Annotated in this window: 13 protein-coding genes; 5 read left to right on the top strand and 8 right to left on the bottom strand. The window is 64.1% G+C overall.

Going from position 1 to position 15,451, the window contains the following annotated elements:
- Positions 1-6 precede the first annotated feature (6 nt).
- The 3 genes from IPF76_RS02440 to IPF76_RS02430 all read right to left on the bottom strand — a co-directional run bounded on the left by IPF76_RS02440 (position 7) and on the right by IPF76_RS02430 (position 6,805).
- On the bottom strand, positions 7-1,947 hold the full coding sequence (locus IPF76_RS02440; protein WP_293839165.1) for a ribonucleoside-diphosphate reductase subunit alpha: 1,941 nt from the start codon (positions 1,945-1,947) through the stop codon (positions 7-9).
- A 708-nt stretch (positions 1,948-2,655) separates the two neighbouring features.
- Positions 2,656-4,947, bottom strand: coding sequence for an EAL domain-containing protein (locus tag IPF76_RS02435; RefSeq protein WP_293839162.1), 2,292 nt, complete (start codon positions 4,945-4,947; stop codon positions 2,656-2,658).
- Positions 4,948-5,062: 115 nt separating this feature from the next.
- Positions 5,063-6,805, bottom strand: coding sequence for an acyl-CoA dehydrogenase (locus IPF76_RS02430; RefSeq protein WP_293839159.1), 1,743 nt, complete (start codon positions 6,803-6,805; stop codon positions 5,063-5,065).
- Between the two features lie 74 nt (positions 6,806-6,879).
- On the opposite strand from IPF76_RS02430, the gene IPF76_RS02425 reads away from it, so the two are divergent.
- Positions 6,880-7,815 carry an L-threonylcarbamoyladenylate synthase gene (locus tag IPF76_RS02425; RefSeq protein ID WP_293839156.1) on the top strand — a complete coding sequence of 312 codons (936 nt, stop codon included), beginning with the start codon at positions 6,880-6,882 and terminating at the stop codon, positions 7,813-7,815.
- Between the two features lie 30 nt (positions 7,816-7,845).
- Here the strand turns inward: IPF76_RS02425 and IPF76_RS02420 are convergent, their stop codons facing one another.
- From IPF76_RS02420 to IPF76_RS02410, 3 genes are read right to left on the bottom strand one after another with little or no spacing between them, the layout of a single operon-like run.
- Positions 7,846-8,748 carry a DMT family transporter gene (locus IPF76_RS02420; RefSeq protein WP_293839153.1) on the bottom strand — a complete coding sequence of 301 codons (903 nt, stop codon included), beginning with the start codon at positions 8,746-8,748 and terminating at the stop codon, positions 7,846-7,848.
- A gap of 9 nt (positions 8,749-8,757) precedes the next feature.
- Positions 8,758-9,537: an SDR family oxidoreductase gene (locus tag IPF76_RS02415; protein ID WP_293839150.1), complete on the bottom strand. Its 780-nt coding sequence runs from the start codon at positions 9,535-9,537 to the stop codon at positions 8,758-8,760.
- 10 nt (positions 9,538-9,547) lie between these two features.
- Positions 9,548-10,033: a thioredoxin family protein gene (locus IPF76_RS02410; protein WP_293839147.1), complete on the bottom strand. Its 486-nt coding sequence runs from the start codon at positions 10,031-10,033 to the stop codon at positions 9,548-9,550.
- Positions 10,034-10,089: 56 nt separating this feature from the next.
- Between IPF76_RS02410 and IPF76_RS02405 the strand changes: the two genes are divergently transcribed.
- The 4 genes from IPF76_RS02405 to IPF76_RS02390 all read left to right on the top strand — a co-directional run bounded on the left by IPF76_RS02405 (position 10,090) and on the right by IPF76_RS02390 (position 14,273).
- The gene (locus tag IPF76_RS02405) at positions 10,090-11,607 is read left to right on the top strand and encodes a carboxyl transferase domain-containing protein (protein ID WP_293839144.1); all 1,518 of its coding nucleotides are present in this window, start codon (positions 10,090-10,092) and stop codon (positions 11,605-11,607) included.
- 123 nt (positions 11,608-11,730) lie between these two features.
- Positions 11,731-12,864 (top strand): acyltransferase family protein, encoded by a 1,134-nt coding sequence (locus IPF76_RS02400; protein WP_293839141.1) that lies wholly within the window; start codon positions 11,731-11,733, stop codon positions 12,862-12,864.
- 13 nt (positions 12,865-12,877) lie between these two features.
- On the top strand, positions 12,878-13,075 hold the full coding sequence (locus tag IPF76_RS02395; protein WP_088440462.1) for a hypothetical protein: 198 nt from the start codon (positions 12,878-12,880) through the stop codon (positions 13,073-13,075).
- Positions 13,076-13,154: 79 nt separating this feature from the next.
- Positions 13,155-14,273 carry a S41 family peptidase gene (locus IPF76_RS02390; protein WP_293839138.1) on the top strand — a complete coding sequence of 373 codons (1,119 nt, stop codon included), beginning with the start codon at positions 13,155-13,157 and terminating at the stop codon, positions 14,271-14,273.
- Between the two features lie 51 nt (positions 14,274-14,324).
- Here the strand turns inward: IPF76_RS02390 and IPF76_RS02385 are convergent, their stop codons facing one another.
- Both IPF76_RS02385 and IPF76_RS02380 read right to left on the bottom strand, forming a co-directional pair.
- On the bottom strand, positions 14,325-14,795 hold the full coding sequence (locus IPF76_RS02385; protein WP_293839135.1) for a nuclear transport factor 2 family protein: 471 nt from the start codon (positions 14,793-14,795) through the stop codon (positions 14,325-14,327).
- Between the two features lie 143 nt (positions 14,796-14,938).
- Positions 14,939-15,421, bottom strand: a complete 483-nt coding sequence (locus IPF76_RS02380; RefSeq protein ID WP_293839132.1) for a GNAT family N-acetyltransferase — start codon at positions 15,419-15,421, stop codon at positions 14,939-14,941.
- Between the last annotated feature and the right edge of the window lie 30 nt (positions 15,422-15,451).

Here is a 15,451-nt window from a genome sequence, read left to right as displayed (position 1 = left end):
GCTACCTTATTGGCAGGCCAGACACTCGTCGTAATCGGTCGTCTGCAGCTCATACACCGGCGCTTCGGCGGTGTTATCGGCCTCGACCCCGCCCGCGAAGCCGGCGCGTTGGACCGATTTCGAGCGGAGATAATAGAGCGATTTGATGCCGAGTTCCCATGCGCGATAGTGGAGCATGAGCAGGTCCCATTTCTCGACGTCCGCGGGGATGAACAGGTTCAACGACGCGGCCTGGTCGATATAGGGGGTGCGGTCGGCGGCGAGTTCGAGCAGCCAGCGCTGGTCGATCTCGAAGCTGGTCTTGAAACAATCCTTTTCGTCGACGGTCAGGAAGTCGAGGTGCTGGACGCTGCCACCCTTCTCCAGAATCGAGTTCCAGATATTGTCGCTGTTCTTCGCCTTGTCGACGAGCAGCGCTTCCAAATGCGGGTTGCGGATCGAGAAGCTGCCCGAGAGCGTCTTGTGCGTGTAGATGTTCGCCGGGATCGGCTCGATGCACGCGCTGGTGCCGCCGCAGATGATCGAGATCGACGCGGTCGGCGCGATCGCCATCTTGCAGCTGAAGCGCTCCATCACCCCCTGATCGGCGGCGTCGGGGCAGGGGCCGCGTTCCTTGGCGAGCAGCATCGAGGCCTGATCGACCTGCGCGCGGATATGCTTGAAGACACGAAGGTTCGACGATTTCGCCATCGCGCCCTCGAAGGGCAGGCCGCGCGCCTGCAGGAAGCTGTGGAAGCCCATCACACCGAGGCCGACCGAGCGTTCGCGGCTGGCGCTATATTTGGCGCGTGCCATTTCGGGCGGGGCGCGGTCGATATAATCCTGCAGGACGTTGTCGAGCATGCGCATGACATCCTCGATGAAGCCCTTGTCGCTGTTCCACTCGTCCCAGGTTTCCAGGTTGAGCGACGAGAGGCAGCAGACCGCGGTGCGATCGTTGCCGAGATGGTCGCGACCGGTGGGCAGGGTGATTTCGCTGCACAGGTTGGATGTGGTGACCTTGAGGCCGAGATCGCGGTGATGCTTGGGCATCATGCGGTTCACCTGGTCGATGAAGATGATGTACGGCTCACCCGTTGCGAGGCGCGTTTCGACGAGCTTCTGGAACAAAGAGCGCGCATCGACGCTGCCGCGGACGCTCTGGTCCTTAGGGCTGCGCAGGTTGAATTTGGTGCCGTCGCGGACGGCTTCCATGAATTCGTCGGTGATCAGCACGCCGTGGTGGAGGTTGAGCGCCTTGCGGTTGAAGTCGCCCGACGGTTTGCGGATTTCGAGGAACTCCTCGATCTCGGGATGGCTGATGTCGAGGTAGCAGGCGGCCGAACCGCGGCGCAGCGACCCTTGGCTGATCGCGAGGGTCAGGCTGTCCATCACGCGGACGAAGGGAATGATGCCGCTGGTCTTGCCGTTGAGCCCGACGGGTTCGCCGATGCCGCGCACGCTGCCCCAATAGGTACCGATGCCGCCGCCGCGGCTGGCGAGCCAGACATTCTCGTTCCATGTCTCGACAATGCCCTCGAGGCTATCGGGGACCGAGTTGAGATAGCAGCTGATCGGCAGGCCGCGACCGGTGCCGCCGTTCGAGAGAACGGGGGTGGCGGGCATGAACCACAACTTCGAGATATAATCGTACAGGCGCTGCGCGTGCTCCTGATCGTCAGCATAGGCCGACGCGACGCGCGCGAAGAGATCCTGATATGATTCGCCGGGGAGGAGATAGCGATCCTCGAGCGTTTCCTTGCCGAAGTCGGTGAGCAGCGCGTCGCGGCTGCGATCGGTGACGATATCGAATCGGCGCGCGTGGACCTTCGCCTCGCTGCTGTCATTGAGCTTGGCGGTCTGGGACGCTTCAGAGACCGATTCGGTCGCTGGAGGCGCTTCGTTTTTCGTCAATTCTGCCGTCGCCACGTCGCTCGTCTCCACCCGTTCTGTCTCGCGAAAATCCATCTTGTTCGTCCCCGATTGCCCATGCGCCGCAGCGCATATGTTCCTGTCTTGTTCGACTCGGGACGAAGCCCCAGCCTAGCATCTATTCGATCCGCGGGGGCACATATTTTTGGCCGCACGAAGCACTTTTCCGAGCCCATATGAGATGAGCGACGGAAATCCGCCATTTTTGGCTAACCACTAATTCTTGGGGTGCCCCCTCGGCCGACCCACCATCTATAGTGCCACGTCGGCGCGAAGACGCAAGACGGTAAATGACAGATTAGCGACTCGGTTCGTCGATAATTTGATTCGTCTCGTCGCTCGCGATGGACGAGTTCGACGCCTCGCGCCAGCCTTTCCGCGGATTAGCGCCGCGATTGGCGAAGCAGGGCCCGTGCGCGCTTTTTTGGGTTGCGGCGGCGGTGCCAGCGCTGGGAGCTTCAGGCTCAATACGTGCCCGGATTTTGTCGTGCTCCTCCGCGGCGAGCGTGCGCACGAGAGGCAAAGAAAAAGGGCCCCGAACATGTCCGGGACCCCTTTCTATCTGATATTCGGATTAAGCTTCGCCGCCGCCGTTACCGGAGCCGCCGCCGCCCATCCATCTCCAAAACCAACCCATAAGATATCTCCTGTCGGCACTGCCCACGAAGAACAGTTAACGGAGCATATACCATCTTTGGTAAGGTAAATCGAGTCTTAACCATAAAATTGCCGCCAATCTGGCAGCTATCCGGTGCGGTTTTGCGGGGGGGCGGCAAGGGCGATCGCGAGCTCGGAAAATAATTGCGGTTTTCCAAGATGATAACCCTGCCCAACATCACAGCCGAGCTGGCCCAGAAGTGCCATGGTATCGGCATCTTCGATACCCTCGGCGACAGCGACCGCGCCGAGACGATGTGCTAGGTCAATGGTAGATTTAACGACTTCGAGGTTTCGCTGCGAATCGCGCATGGTCATCACGAATCGCTTGTCGATCTTGATTTCATCCGCCTCGATTTCGGTCAGATATTCGAGGTTTGACTGGCCCGTGCCATAATCGTCGATCGACAGGCGGATGCCGGTGCGGCGTAGCTGGGCGAGCGTCTGGCGCGCCTGGCGGCTGTTTTCGATCTGCGCGGTTTCGGTGATCTCGATCGTCAGGATTTCGGGCGGCAGATGATGCGCGGTCAGCATGACGCGGATCGTCCCGACCAGGTCGCTATGGTCGAGTAGCGCGGCGGACAGGTTGACCGACATGTTGATGCGCAGGCCGCGCTCGAAAAGCTGTGCCGCCGAACGGATCGCTTGATCCATGACGAATAGGGTCAGGCGATAGATATCCTGGCTCTTTTCGGCCTGAACGATGAATTCGTCAGGCGGGATTGGTCCGCGGGTCGGGTGGGTCCAGCGCGCGAGCGCCTCGACCCCGACCAGCTTGCCGGTTGCGATGGCATATTGCGGCTGGAACGCGACCCAGATGTCACCGCCGGTGAGCGCGTCCTCGAGCTGCGAGTGGAAGCTCAATTGCCAGCCGGCGTCATCCTTTTGCCGCGGGACATATTTGGTCCACAGCGCGCGCGTGCGGATCGCGCGTTCGGCAGCGACGAGCGCGGCGGCGAGGCGTTGGGCGTTCGATCCTTCGAACTCGTCGTTGACCCCGAAGGCGATCGCGACGTCGACGCGCAATTCGCCGATGGTCAGTGGAGCGTTGAACAGCGCGGCGAGCCCCGCGAGCTGCCCCTCGATCTGGCTGTGCTGATAATAGGGCACGAGCCACGCGAAAGTGCCGTCGAGATCGTGGTGCAGCGTCGTGCCCTGCGACGCCAGTTGCAGGCGGCGGGTGACCTGTTCGACCAGCTTGCCGATGCCGTCGCCGGGAATGAAGGCGGCAAGATCCTCGAAATTGACGACCTTGGCGGCGACAACGGTCGCGCTGCCGAACGAAGCCTGCGTTCGTAGCGCTTCGAAGTTGGGCAGGCCGGATATGGGATTTTCGCGCTGAGCTGAGGAGCGGCGGCGGGTGCGCGACACGTTGGCGCTCATCGCCGCGATCAGGAAGCACGCGGCGCCGACGTGAATGGTTATGAGCGACAGGCTACCCACCACCTTTACCACGATCAGCCCTGCGGTGAGCCCTAGGGCAGACATCACGTGCCAGCGGCCGCGTTGCCATGCCAGCGCGGCGACCATGGCGATGAAGGTGAACGCAAGCGCGGCCAGCCAGCCGACATCGACCGGCTGGCCGCGCTTGAGCGCCTCGCCAGCGATCAGATGGATGTAGGCACCGTGAACCTTGTCATGGCCGGGCAGATAATGCTGGTCGGGCGATGCGGTCGATGCTGGCGCGAAGATTACATCCTTGCCGCGCAGGAGCTGTGGATCCAGCTTGCCCGTCAAGACGTCGATTGCGCTATATTGGGTGATCGTATCCGGGTCGTAAGACAGGTCGAGGGCAAATTTGCTCGGCTCGTCGAGCGGGCGGTTCGCAAGCAGCGCGGCGAAGCTGGGAAGAGTGCGGCCTTCAGCGTGCACCGCGAGCGGCACCTTCCACACCTGCCAGAATTCATATTCCCAGCCGATAAAGCCGCGCGGCGCCTGTATCCCGAGACGCGGGTCGGGCCATTGCGGCGTCGTAGCCGTGGTACCCTCGAAGCTGGCCGACGGCACCGCGAGCACGATGCGATTGCCCATGTCGCGCACGGCCGCTGCAAATTCGGGGAATTCGCGGTCCGTGACCCGGCGTCCGTAGGAAAAGTCAATGAACAGGCGCTTGGCTGGCGATGCGTCGATGGCCCGCACCAGCGCCATATGGTGCTTGATGTCGAAATCTTGGTTGCCGATGGCCTGCAACGTCTTGTCGTCGAGCGCGACAATGACGGTCTCGCCCGACACCGCGCGGGCGGCAAGGCGGCTGGTCGCCATCGAGATCATCCGGTCGGGCAACTCGCCTGCACCGCTGACGCCCACCATGACGCTGAGCAACAGCGCCAGGGCGATCGTGCGCCAGCTGATAATCAGACTTTTGACCGGAAGGGGCACGCACGTCTCCAGCGATTGCTGCTCGTGCCTAGTCCCAGATGGTTATCATCGCGTTAATCATGAACAAATTCTTGAGCGCCGCAATGCGCCGGAAACCCGCCTAAATCGGGCAGTTTCAAGCAAATTTTGGCAGCGGGGTCAGTGCCGCGTCGCCTGCTAGCGCCGAGGCGGCAAGGCCGGTTGCCGCGGGGACGATTTGCCCAAGGTAAAAGCGCGTCGAGGCAATTTTTGCCTCGAGGAACGCGCGGTCGCCATTGCCGTCTTCGAGCGCCGTCTTTGCGCCGCGATGTTGCAGCGCCATCAACCAGCCGCAGGTCGCGGTGGCGAGCATCGTGAGATAGGGGTAGCTGCCCGCGAGGCGGTCGGCGGTGTTCGCGCCGACCATCCAGTCGGTGACCGCGCGGCAGGCGTCGGCGAGCTGCTGGAGTTCGGGGAAGTCGCCCGCGCCGTGCGCGATGTCATCGATCAAGCCGCGGACAAGATCGCCGCCCGCCATGCCGAGCTTGCGCCCGACTAGGTCAGCCGCCTGGATGCCGTTGGTGCCTTCGTAAATCGGGGCGATGCGCGCGTCGCGATAATGCTGCGCGGCGCCGGTTTCCTCGATGAAGCCCATCCCGCCATGGACCTGGATGCCGAGGCTGGCGACCTCGCAGCCGATGTCGGTCGCGTGCGCCTTGACCAGCGGGATCAGGATTTCGGCGCGCATCGCGGCGGCTTCGTCGCCGAGCTTGCCGAAGTCGGTCTGGGCGGCGGCATAATAGGTCAGCGCGCGCGCGGCCTCGGTCTGCGCGCGCATCCGCCACAACATACGGCGCACGTCGGGATGCTGGTCGATCGTGACCGGATTGCGGTCGGTGCCGCCCGCGAGCGCCGACTGGACGCGCTCGGCAGCGAAACGCTGCGCCTGTTGCGACGCGCGTTCGGCGATCTGGACGCCCTGACAGCCGACGAGCAGGCGCGCGGCGTTCATCATCACGAACATCGCGCGCATGCCGCCCATTTCGGCACCGACGATCTCACCGAGGCAGTCTTCGTCTTCGCCATAGATCATCACCGCGGTCGGCGAGCCGTGGATGCCGAGCTTATGTTCGATCGACGCGCATCGAACGCCGTTCGAATGCACGGGCTTGCCGCCCTCGTCGAGGCGGTATTTGGGGACGAGAAACAGCGAAATGCCGCGCGTCCCTTCGGGCGCCCCGGGGGTGCGCGCAAGGACGAGGTGGACGATATTGTCGGTGAGGTCATGCTCGCCGAAGGTGATGAAGATCTTTTGTCCCTTGATCTTGTAGAGCCCGGCATGTTCGCCTTCGGTGACGAGCTCGGCGGTCGAGCGCAGCGCGCCGACATCGCTGCCCGCGGCGGGCTCGGTGAGGTTCATCGTGCCGTTCCATGCGCCCGAGACGAGGTTGGGCAGCCAGGTCTGGCGCTGATGCTCGGTCCCATAGGCCATCAGCGCGTGGATCGCACCAGGGGTCAGGATGTTGCAGAGGGTAAAGCCCATGTCGGCGGTGCCGAGCGCCTCGATGATCACGGTCGCCAGCGTGAAGGGCAGGCCTTGGCCGCCATATTCCTCCGGCCCGTCGATGCTGCCCCAGCCCGCGTCGACGAATGCCTGATAGGCTTCCTTGAACCCCGGCGGCATGGTGACCTTGCCGTCTTCCCATTTGGGGTTCTGGACGTCGCCGATGCGGTTGAGCGGGGCGTAAACCTCTGCGGCGAATTCGCCGATGCCGTTGACGATCGCTTCAACCATGTCGGGGGTTGCGGCGGCGAATTTGTCGTGCGCCGCCATCGCGTCGATGCGCGCGATATGATCAAGGACGAAGAGCTGTTCGGTGGTGGGCGGCGTGTAGGTCATGAAAGGCCGACTTTCCTGGTGAATATCGTTGCGCGGGCGCTATAGCGCGGCATGGCTCGCGGTCAAATTCCACTATGGCGATAACCGACATCGCTCCGTTCGATGCGAACGCCATTGCGCGCGCGCTAACACTGGTCGTGCAGGGCCAGCCAGTCGCCGTGCCGACCGAAACCGTTTACGGCCTCGCCGCCGATGCGCGCAACCCCGACGCAGTGGCGCGCATCTATGCCGCGAAGGGGCGCCCCGATTTTAATCCGTTGATTGTGCATGTGGCGGATTTGGCGGCAGCCGAGCGGCTAGGCGTATTTGGTGTCGTCGAACGCGCGCTGGCGGCGGTATTCTGGCCGGGTCCGCTGACGTTGGTGGTGCCGCGCAGCGCCGATTGTCCGGTCGCGAGCATTGCGACGGCGGGGCTCGATACGATCGCGCTGCGGGTGCCGGGGCACCGCGCGATGCAGGCTTTGCTGGCGGCGACCGGCGCGCCGCTCGCCGCCCCGAGCGCCAATGCGAGCGGGGGGGTTAGCCCGACGAAGGCCGAGCATGTACTCGCGACGTTGGACGGGCGGATTGCGCTGGTGATCGACGATGGCCCCTGCACAGCGGGCGTGGAATCGACGATCGCCCGGGTGAAGGACGGTGCGATCGAGGTGCTGCGGCCGGGGCCGGTGACTGCCGACATGCTGGCCGAGGCGAGCGGGTTGCCGGTGAACGGGGTGACGGGATCAGAGATCGTCGCGCCGGGGATGCTGGCGAGCCATTATGCCCCGGGCAAGCCGGTGCGATTGGGCGCGGTGGATTTTGCGGCCGATGAGTTCGCGATCGGATTCGGTTCGGTCGCTGGCGATTGCCAGTTGAGCGCAAGGGGCGATCTGAACGAAGCGGCGGCGCGGTTGTTCGATGCGCTGCATGCGGGGGCGGCGAGTGCCAAGGCGAAAATCGCGGTCGCGACGATTCCCGCTGAAGGGCTGGGCGCGGCGGTCAATGATCGGTTGGCGAGGGCGGCGGTATAGGTTCCCCTCCCATAAAGGGGACGGGGAAGGCTAGGCCGCTGCCGGCTCGATCGGGTCGAGTTGCGGGGTTTTCCGCGCCACGATCAGGCACGCGATCACGATCAGCACGGCCCCGGCGATTGTCGGCCAGGTGACCGCTTCGTCGAAGAACATCCAGCCGAACAGCATCGCCCACAGGAAACCGGTATATTCGGTGGTCGCCAGGATCTGCGCCTCGGCGCGGGCATAGGCCCAACTGAGCAGAAGCAGCGATGTCACCGCCAGAAAAGCCGCGCCCATGAGCGGAAGCGCCTGATCGTCGCCGGGGAGGGCAAGGAACCAGGGTGCGCCCGCCGCGAGGATCAGCGCGACGAAGCCGTTCTGGAAAAAGGCAATCTCCATCGGCTCGGCCATCTTCGCCTGCTGCCGCGCGAGGATGAGATTATAGGCATAGAGCAGCGCCGAGGCGAACACCGCGGCGACCGCCCACAAGGCTTCGGGCGCATAGTCGCCGCGGCCGAGCTTGCCCGCAACGATGACGATCACCCCGACGATGCCGAGTAGCGACGCGATGATCGAGCGCGGTCCGATGCGTTCGCCGAGGAAGACCGCGGCCATATAGAGCGTTACGAGCGGCGCAATGAAGGCGATCGCGATTGCTTCGGCCATCGGCAGCCGCGCCAGCGCCCAGAAGAAGCTGACCGCCATGCCTGCGACGAACAGCGAGCGCACGGCGTGAATGCGCAGCGTTTTGGCGTCGGGCATTGCGGGGCGGCTGGCGAAATAGATCGCGCCGCTGAGGATCGTACCGGCACCGGTGCGCCACAGCACCGCGTTATAGGCTCCGATGTCTATCGACAGCCCCTTCATCAGCACATCCATCGCCGAAAAGGTCGCAATGCCCGCGCACGCGATCAGGAACGGGACGAGCGGAGATGGCGAATCGGGACGCATGGGCGCGCCTTAGCGGAAGGTCGCCTGTCCCGCGCCGTCGATGTTGAGCTTTTGGCCCGAACAATAGGAATTTGCATCGCTGACGAACCAGACGACCGCCGCGGCGACGTCGGCGGGGACGGCGACGCGGCCGAAGGGCATTTTCGCGTCGAGGTGGTGGATATCGGCATTGCCAGTGATCGCGCGCGACAATTTTTCGCCCATGTCGCTGACGGTGAGCGCGGGGGCGACGATGTTTACGCGCACGCCGTTCTTGAGCTCCTCCTTGGCGAGCGTGAGCGCGAGCGCTTCGCCCGCGGCCTTCGCCATCGTGTAAGGGGCGCCGTTCGGCGCGTTCACATAGGTCGCGACGCTGGAGATGAAGATGATGTCGGACCGGTTGTGCTGGCGCAGTTGCGGCAGCGTGAGGCGCGACAGGCGGTGCGGGCCGGCGGCGTGCACTGCGAAGAGCTTGTCGACTTCCTCGGCGGTCGTGTCGGCCACGGATTGCCCGCGGCTCGCGATGCCGGCGTTGTTGATCAGGATCGACATTGGCCCGAAATCGGCCGCGACCGCGGCGACCATCGCGGCGCACGCGGCCTCGTCGGTGACCGAGGCCTGATAGGCCTTTGCCTTGCGGCCGAGCGCCTCGATCGCGGCAACGGTTTCGGCGGCTTCCAGTTGACCGCGCGTGTAGTTCACCGCGACGTCGGCGCCGGCCTCTGCCAGCCCGATCGCGATGCCGCGGCCGATCCCGCGCGAGGCGCCGGTGACGAGAGCGACGCGCCCCGCAAGGTTAATGCCGGCCATCTGTCTCTCCCTAATCCATCAGTTCGTTATAGATGTCGTCGTCGCTGCGGCTGGCGGCGTCGCGCCATTTCGGCGCGGCCTTGCGGTTCAGGACGGTGCCGTCGGCATCGAGAACCGCAACGGTCGGGGTGCCCTTGATCTTCTTGAACCCGAAGCGTTTCGGCACTTCAGGATTGCGGCCCCAACCGCGGACATGTGGCATGCCGATGTCGGCATAGACGATCTCGTAGCGATCGCGCACCGCGGCGAAGCGTTCGGTGGCGAGCAGGTTGGCGAGCCAGGCGCTATCATGGCAGCCGCCGGTGCCCATAACAAGCAGCACGGGCTTGCCCGATTGTCTTGCGGCAGTGAGCGCGGCGTCGATCGCGGGGATCGGGTCGGCGATGAAGGCGGTGCTTTTATACGCGTCTTCAACGCCCGGAAGTGTTCGAATTTCGGCGGCGGCAGGCGTAATCGCGAGCAGCGCTGCGAGGGCGAAGGAGATCGGGCGCATCATTTTCCGACGATAGGTTTTGCATGACGTTTCCGTCAACGTAAGATAGCCTTTGCCGCATGAGTTGGAAAAAAGAAATCGACGAACTCGCCGCGCGCCGCGCGATGGCCGAGAAGATGGGCGGCGAGGAAAAGGTCGCGCGTCAACATGGTCGCGGCAAGTTGGATGCGCGGGCGCGGCTCGCGGGCATCGTCGATGCAGGCAGCTTTCGCGAGATCGGGAAAATCGCGGGGCGCGGAAAATATGGCGCCGACGGCGAGCTGGAAGACCTGGCGGCGAGCAACTTCATTTTCGGGCGCGCAAATATCGACGGGCGGCCGGTCGTCGCCTCGGCCGACGATTTCACCGTGCGCGGCGGCGCGGCCGATGCGGCGTTGCACCGTAAGTTCGTGCAGTGCGAGGCAATGGCGCATGAATATCGGCTGCCACTGATCCGCATGATCGACGGGACCGGCGGCGGCGGGTCGGTCAAGACGCTGGAGGATATGGGATATACCTATATCCCGCATGTTCCGGGCTGGCACGAGATCATCGCGAATCTCGACACGGTGCCGGTTGTCGCGCTGGCGCTGGGGCCGACCGCAGGGCTGGGCGCGGCGCGGGTGGTGGCGAGCCATTACAGCATCATGGTGCGCGGATTGTCGCAATTGTTCGCGGCGGGACCAGCGGTGGCGGCGGCGATCGGCGACACGTTGGACCGCGAGGAGCTGGGCGGGACCGATGTCCATACACGCAACGGGGTGGTCGACGACGAGGTTGCGAGCGAGGCCGAGGCGTTTGCGGTGGCGCGGCGGTTCCTGTCGTATCTGCCGTCGTCGATCCATGATCGGGCTTTGCGGACCGAATGCAGCGATCCGGCCGATCGGCGCGACGAGAGCTTGCTCTTGGTCGTCCCGCGCGAGGCGAAGCAGGTCTATTCGATGCGGCGGATTACCGGCGCGGTGTTCGATCAGGGCAGTTTTTTCGAAATGGGGGCGCGTTGGGGGCGGGCGGTGATCACCGCCTTTGCCCGGCTTGACGGATATCCGGTCGCGGTACTCGCGAGCGATCCGTCGTATCTTGGCGGCTCGTGGGACGCAAAGACGAGCGAGAAGGCCGAACGCTTCGTCAAACTGGCGGACCAGTTCCGGCTGCCGATCGTCCATCTTGTCGACAATCCCGGCTTCATGATCGGCGGCGAGGCCGAGCGGACGGGGACGATCCGTTACGGGGTGCAGGCGATGAACGCGATCTACCGCGCGACGGTGCCGCTGGCGTCGGTGGTGGTCCGCCGCGCCTATGGGATCGCAGGCAGCGCGATGTCGAACGCCGAGCGCTTCCAGTATCGCTTCGCCTGGCCGTCAGGCGACTGGGGCAGCCTGCCAATAGAGGGTGGGGTCGAGGTAGCGTATAAGAGCGAGCTCGAGGCGGCCGAAGACCCGGCGGCCCATCTGACGGCGATCCGTGAGCGATTGAACCGGGTGCGGTCGCCGTTCCGGACGGCGGAGAAATATGGGGTCGAGGATATTGTCGACCCGCGCGACACGCGGCCGCTGCTGTGCGAGTTTGCGGAATTGGCGTGGCGGGTGTTGAAGTAGACGGCCCCACCGACTTCGTCATTGCGGGGAGCGCAGCGACGAAGCAAGCTCCAGCTCACGTCAAGGCGTTCCGGAGGCTGGAGATTGCTTCGCTGCGCTTGCAATGACGAAGGGAGGATCGGCATGACCGCGCAACGCCATCACGGCATGGACTGGCTGCGGATCGGGGCGTTCGCGCTGCTGATCCTCTATCATATCGGCATGTATTTCGTGCCGTGGGGATGGCACGTCAAAATCGCCCAGCCGCTCGATTGGGTCGCGATCCCGATGCTCGCGACGAACGGCTGGCGGCTGGCCTTGCTGTTCCTCGTCTCGGGCTATGCGAGCGCCGCGCTGTTTGCAAAACTGGGCGGCAGCACTTCCTTTGCGCGGTCGCGCAGCGCGCGGTTGTTGATCCCGCTGATCTTTGCCGTCGTTGTCGTCATCCCGCCGCAGCCATGGATCGACCTGGCGGGCCAGCATGGCTACCCCCACGATTTCCTGCATTTCTGGCTCCACGACTATTTCGGTTTCAAGTTCATCGATGGCATTGCGCTGCCGACATGGCAGCATCTTTGGTTCGTCGTGTACCTGTGGGTTTACACGATGCTTGCGGCGCTGGTGCTGGCGCTGTTGCCTGCAGGCACGCGGAGGGGGATTGCCGATGGCGCGGCGCGGTTGCTGAACGGATGGGGGCTGCTCGCCGTCCCGATCGTCGGGTGGATCGCGATTTATCTCGTGTTTCCGGACCATGACGAGACGCATGCGTTGTTCGACGACGGACCATCGCATCTTCACTATCTGATGGCGTTTGCGGTCGGTTGGCTGCTGCGCGTGCGCCCGGTCCTGTTCGATGCGGCGGCACGGTGGTGGAAGCTCGCGCTGGCGCTCGCGCTGATCGCGTTCGTCCCGATCGCATGGATTGAATGGACCTGGCCGGGCGACACGGTGGCGCCCAACTGGGTGTTCCTGCCCTATCACATCGCGCGGCAGGTCAATGGCTGGATGGCGATCATTGCGCTGGTTGGCATCGCCGACCGCTATTGGAACCGCGACCATCCCAAACGCGCGATGCTCGCCGAGGCGGTGTTCCCTTTTTACATCATGCACCAGTCGATCATCGTTGTCGTCGGCTGGTACCTGCTCCGGGCCAATGTCGCTGCGCTGCCGTCCTTTGTGATCCTGATCGCGGCGACGGTGACGGGGTGCTGGCTTTTTTACTGGATCGGGCGCAGCATCGGCTGGTTGCGGCCGCTGATCGGATTGCAGCGCCAATAAGGGGGAGATCATCATGGGTGCATTGAAAGGCGTTCTCGCGATCGTCGGGGTCGCGATGATTTTGGTCGGCGGACTGTGGGCGCTGCAGGGGCTCGACATCGTGCGCTGGCCGGCGAGCAGCTTCATGCTGGGCGACACGACATGGACGCGCAACGGCGTCGTGCTCGCGGTGGTCGGGATCTTTCTGGTCTGGTTCGCGCGCAAGCGCTAACGATTCGACTACAAATGTAGTTGATCTGTGTTGTTGATATGATACACCTCCAACCGGCCGGGGCCGATTGGAGACAGGTATGATTCGTTTTTCACGCATATTGCCCGCGCTGATGGTCGCCGCCGGAACGGTGATCGCGTCAGTTATCGCGCCGCCACCCGCGCTCGCTGCGGACGAAGTCAGCGCCAATGTGATCGCCGAAACATATGCGGCGTTGCTCGAGCGCGACTATGTCTATCCGGAAACGGGCAAGCGTTACGCCGCGGCAATTCGCGCCGGCATCGCCGCGGGGCGGTATGCGTCACTGATCGGCGAGGCGCTGGGAAAGGCGATCGATCAGGACGTCAATGCAGTGTCGCCCGACGGCCATTTGCGCTTGCGAGCACCCGAAGCACCCGAAGCACCCGAAGCAGCCGAGGCAGCGGCCGCTGCGAACGCAGGGCCGTCACGCCGGGCGCAGAAGCTGCCGATCGAGCAGGCAGGGTGGATCGCACCTGGGATTGCCTTTGTGCGCTTCAACGTCTTTCCGATGGATTGCGACGTGACCGCCCAAACCGCAAAATTTATGGCCGATCACGCCGATGCCAAGGCGATCATCTTTGACATCCGCACGCACAACGGCGGCGGACTCGATCAGATGGACGTGATCTTTCCCTGGCTGTTTTCGGAGCCGACGCGCCTGGTGACGATGGCGACGCGCGCGTCGGTCGATGCACGCGGCGGATCGCCGATTGACGGACTGGCCTCGATGCGAATGGTCAAGGGCAACCCCGGGATGGTGACGCGCGAGCATTGGGTGGCGCCGGGCGCCGACGCGCGGTTGCGCGACGCCAAAGTCTATGTGCTGACCTCGGGCGCCAGCGCGTCGGCGGCCGAGCATTTCGCGCTGGCCATGAAGCACACTGGTCGCGGGACGCTTGTCGGCGCACCGACCGCGGGAGCCAATCACTTCGGGACCGGCGAGGACCTGGGGAATGGCTACGCCGCTTTCATCCCGGTCGGACGGACCTATGACCCCAAGACCGGCAAGGATTGGGAAGGCGTCGGGGTCGCGCCCGATATTCCAGTGATGCCCGCCGACGCGCTGTTGCGCGTGCTCACCGACATGGGTGTCGCGCCCGACGCGGCGCGGCGTCTTTCAGACGCGCATAGGCCAAGTTGGCCAATGGAACGGCGGCGGCCACGCCCGGGTCGTTAGGACCTTTTCCGCGCGGCCGAAACGGCCGGCGCTGACCGCCGCGACGCTTCCTTATTTGCCGAGTGCGAAGCTCGTCGAGGAAAGGAATTTCCAGCCGCTGGTGGTGCGCACCAGCGTTTCGACGATCCCCTCCTTACCCCAATCGGGTTTGTCGGTGCCCCGCTGGCTGACGATGGTCAGCGCATAGGTGACGACAGCGGTGTCGCCGCTGAGCGAGATCGACAGCGGGCTCAGCTCATATTGGATGACCTTGCCCTGCGTGTTCTGGAACTTGGTCCAGCGGACAGCCGAATCCTTGCCGCGCGGCGCGGCAAATTCGGACGACCATACGACCATCTGCGGATCGGCATAGTTGGCAGGCCATTTGCCGTTCTGCGCGACGTCGTCGACCCAGCTTTGCTGAACGACTTTCCACGCGTCACTTTGTTCGGCCGACCAGGTCGGCATCTGGGCGCTGGCGATCGGCACCATGGCCAAAACGAAAAGGGCCGCCGAAGCGGCAAGCAACTTGCTGTGCATCATCTTTCCCCTGTTGACGCCGGCACCCGTTGTGGGAAACCGACTCGTTCGCAAACGCGCGAACCCGCTGCGGCCCAGCGGGCAGGAGAGCACGAGCGGCGGGTCGTGGCAAACGGTCAGAGGGGGTAGGCGGTAAACGGCGCCGATCAGGCGGTTTCGGCTAGCGCGGTCAGTGCGCTGCTATCGACGCGCATGACGGTCCATTCGTCCATCAGTTTGGCGCCGAGGCTTTGGTAAAACCCGATCGCGGGGGCGTTCCAGTCGAGCACGCTCCATTCGAGTCGCGCGCAATCACGTTCGACGCAAAGCTGGGCGAGGTGGGCGAGCAAGGCCTTGCCCAACCCCAATCCGCGCGCCGCGGGGCGCACGAACAGATCCTCCAGATAAAGGCCGGGGCGCCCCTCGAAGGTCGAGAAATTGTGGAAGAAGAGTGCGAAGCCTTGCGGCGTGCCGTCCAGCTCGCCGATCACCACCTCGGCATAAGGGCGCGAGCCGAACAGCTTTTCGCCAAGCTGCGCCTCTTCGAAGCGGACTTCGTGCGCCAGCTTTTCATAGTCGGCGAGGTCGCGGATAAACTGCGCGATCAGCGGCAGGTCGGTGGGGGCGGCGGAGCGGATAAATAACGTCATAGCGGCCCTGTGTCGGGACGCGGCGCAGCT

Origin of the sequence: Sphingopyxis sp., assembly GCF_016704835.1 — a bacterium.
In the GTDB taxonomy this organism is placed as follows: Bacteria; Pseudomonadota; Alphaproteobacteria; order Sphingomonadales; family Sphingomonadaceae; genus Sphingopyxis.
This window is presented reverse-complemented; position numbering and strand designations above follow the sequence as displayed.